General features: G+C 43.0%; 3 protein-coding genes. All 3 read right to left on the reverse strand.

The genetic code is table 11. The annotated features are described in order from the left end of the window. Positions 1-64: 64 nt before the first annotated feature. Positions 65-793 (reverse strand): TspO/MBR family protein, encoded by a 729-nt coding sequence (locus LD39_RS09295; protein WP_035545495.1) that lies wholly within the window; start codon positions 791-793, stop codon positions 65-67. A gap of 171 nt (positions 794-964) precedes the next feature. After that, complete coding sequence (locus tag LD39_RS09300; protein ID WP_035545496.1) at positions 965-1219, reverse strand: hypothetical protein; 255 nt, start codon at positions 1217-1219, stop codon at positions 965-967. Positions 1220-1372: 153 nt separating this feature from the next. Continuing rightward, complete coding sequence (locus LD39_RS09305; RefSeq protein WP_035545498.1) at positions 1373-2590, reverse strand: ornithine--oxo-acid transaminase; 1218 nt, start codon at positions 2588-2590, stop codon at positions 1373-1375. Positions 2591-2818 lie beyond the last annotated feature (228 nt).

Genomic DNA, 2818 nt, shown 5'->3' on the forward strand with positions numbered 1-2818 from the left:
GTCAGTAAATTTTTAAATTAAGTTAGTTTTTCAGTGGCCTCCCATTTAGGAGAAGGGGCTTAAATTATTTTCTATGTTTGAATGCATAGATGACAGTAAAGAACAGGAGAACCACAGCAAGAATGTAGGAAGAGTACACCACAAGCGGCACATAAGCATCCTGGTTCTTCACACCTATTCCGATAAACGCCCACACAAAGACAAGCGGATAAACCCAATCATTCTCACTATACATAAAGAAAATAGCTAATAAAGTGGCGACGATTAATAGCAAGAACGTCCAAACCGAAGCCGAAATTCCAAAACCATCCCAGCCAATGTAAGTCAGATAGTAACTCATATTAGCAATCGTAGCGACACTAATCCAGCCGAGATAAACGGAGAAAGGCAGCAAATCGAAGAACGACGCATCTGACGCTTTTAATTTTACATAAAGTCGAATAAGCGTAATCAGCAGAAGAAGCATCACAATGACAGAAAGTCCAAAGAATTCATAGTGCCACATAAAAATCCAAAGACTATTTAAGACCGAACTTAGAACAAACAACCCGCTCGTATTCTGGTATACAGGCAGGTCTCTGCGGCTGGCCGGAAATTGACGAATAATCCAAATCCCTAAAAGGATATAAATTAACGCCCATATACTGAATACATACCCTGCTGGTGTGAACAGTACGTTCAGCCTGTTCGAAATTCCCCCTGTCGTTTGACCATTTAGAGGTAACGCATTCGCAAGTCCATTCACGGTTATAACGAGAAGATAAGCGATCAGGTTAAAAATGAATTTGCCCATTTAAGCACGCCCCTTCGAAGAATAACTACGATACATAGTATTCCTTCTCCCCCCTGAATAAAACATTCGATTATGTTTACTAATACATTCATGTAAAAAGATCCTCTCATTCAACTATCTAGTGAACGAGAGGATCTTATTTTATTTGGGGATTTTATTCTGGTGAAAGACTTAGTCACTTCCCGTAATTTGCAGATCATCTCTCACTACTGTCAACGCAGAAGCAGGCGTAACCATCTGGCCAGGGGCAACTTCCAAAGAAACGATGTCCCCGCTGATGCCTACCGATATTTCAATCTCCTCTTGGTCATGTGTCTCAATTAAAAGCAGCTTCTCCCATTCATAAACATAAGCCGAGGGTTGCACAAACACCTCTTTAATACTTCCATAACAAGGACTATAAATCGTTTGAAAAACTTCCTTCATCCTCTTTCCTCCTTCATTATGGCATCGCGGAACATCACCTGTGTCGACTTTAACAACCCCAGCGGCTCCGATGCTTGTTTATTAGTTGTATGCTGAGCTTTTTTTAATAGACCTGCTTTTCCCAATCTTTACACCTGGTTGAAATTTTTCAACTTATGATGTCTTTGAAACCGACAATACTCCTTTGATCTTCTCGATCGCCCATTCAAGATCTTCTTCACTGATCACCAGTGGAGGAGCAAAACGAATCACGGTTTCGTGCGTTTCTTTGCAGAGCAGCCCCTCTTCTTTCAGCTTTTCACAATAAGGGCGAGCCGGGTCCGTCAGTTCAACCCCTACAAATAACCCTTTGCCTCGAACTTCTTTAATCGCAGGATTATCGATCTCTTTTAATCGGTCTTGGAAGTATTGACCAAGTTTCAATGATCGTTTCGCTAATTTCTCTTCTTCAATAACCTCTAATGAGGCTAACGATACTGCACAGGCAAGTGGATTACCGCCAAATGTCGAGCCGTGAGACCCTGGGGTGAAGACACCCAATACGTCATGATCGGCTGCCACACAGGAAATCGGCATCACGCCCCCACCTAAGGCTTTACCAAGGATATACATATCTGGTGTCACATCTTCCCAGTCACACGCAAACATTTTGCCGGAACGTCCAAGACCTGACTGAATCTCATCAGCTACAAACAGAACATTCTCTTTCTTACACAACTCATAAGCTTCTTTCAAGAATCCTTCCGGCGGGATCACAATGCCAGCTTCTCCTTGAATCGGCTCAAGCAAAAATCCAGCTGTGTTCGGTGTAATGGCTTGCTTTAAGGCTTCCAAATCACCGTAAGGAATTAACTTAATACCTGGCAGCCCTGGTCCAAAGTTACGTTTGTTCTCCTCATCCGATGACAACGATACCGCGGCCATCGTCCGTCCATGGAAATTCCCTTCACACGCAATGATTTCTGCTTTTCCTGCCGGGACTTGCTTCTTATCATACGCCCATCGCCTCATTGTTTTAATTGCTGTTTCCACGGCTTCCGCCCCAGTATTCATCGGAAGCACCATATCTTTTCCAGTCAGCTCCGAAACCTTTTGATAAAAAGGAGCCAGCTGATCATTATGGAAAGCGCGGGACGTTAAGGTGACCCGGTCCGCCTGGTCTTTCAACGCTTGAATCAGTTTTGGGTGCCGGTGCCCCTGGTTAACGGCCGAGTACGCACTCAGCATATCCATATATCGATGGCCCTCTGGATCTTTAACCCAAACTCCCTCTGCCTCTGAGATCACGATCGGAAGTGGATGATAATTTTTCGCCCCATATCGCTCGGTTTGATCCATAATGCTTTTTGAATTCACAGTTGTCGTATTCATCTGTATTCCTCCTAATCATAGAGCAGGGCTGCTATACCCGCTCCTGGTCTTCACTTTTATATATAGCAAGATCCGTGCCAACACCTCTAAATGTTGGTATGAAGGGGTTTCAATATTCAACACACTAGATAACCGCAAAATAAATAGACACTTTTACTCAACCAGTAGCAAAATGATTTTGCATGTTATGTATTTCTTCTATAAAATGAAAACAAAAACAAGCTTAAG

It is taken from the genome of Halobacillus sp. BBL2006 (assembly GCF_000786645.1).
In the GTDB taxonomy this organism is placed as follows: Bacteria; Bacillota; Bacilli; order Bacillales; family Halobacillaceae; genus Halobacillus.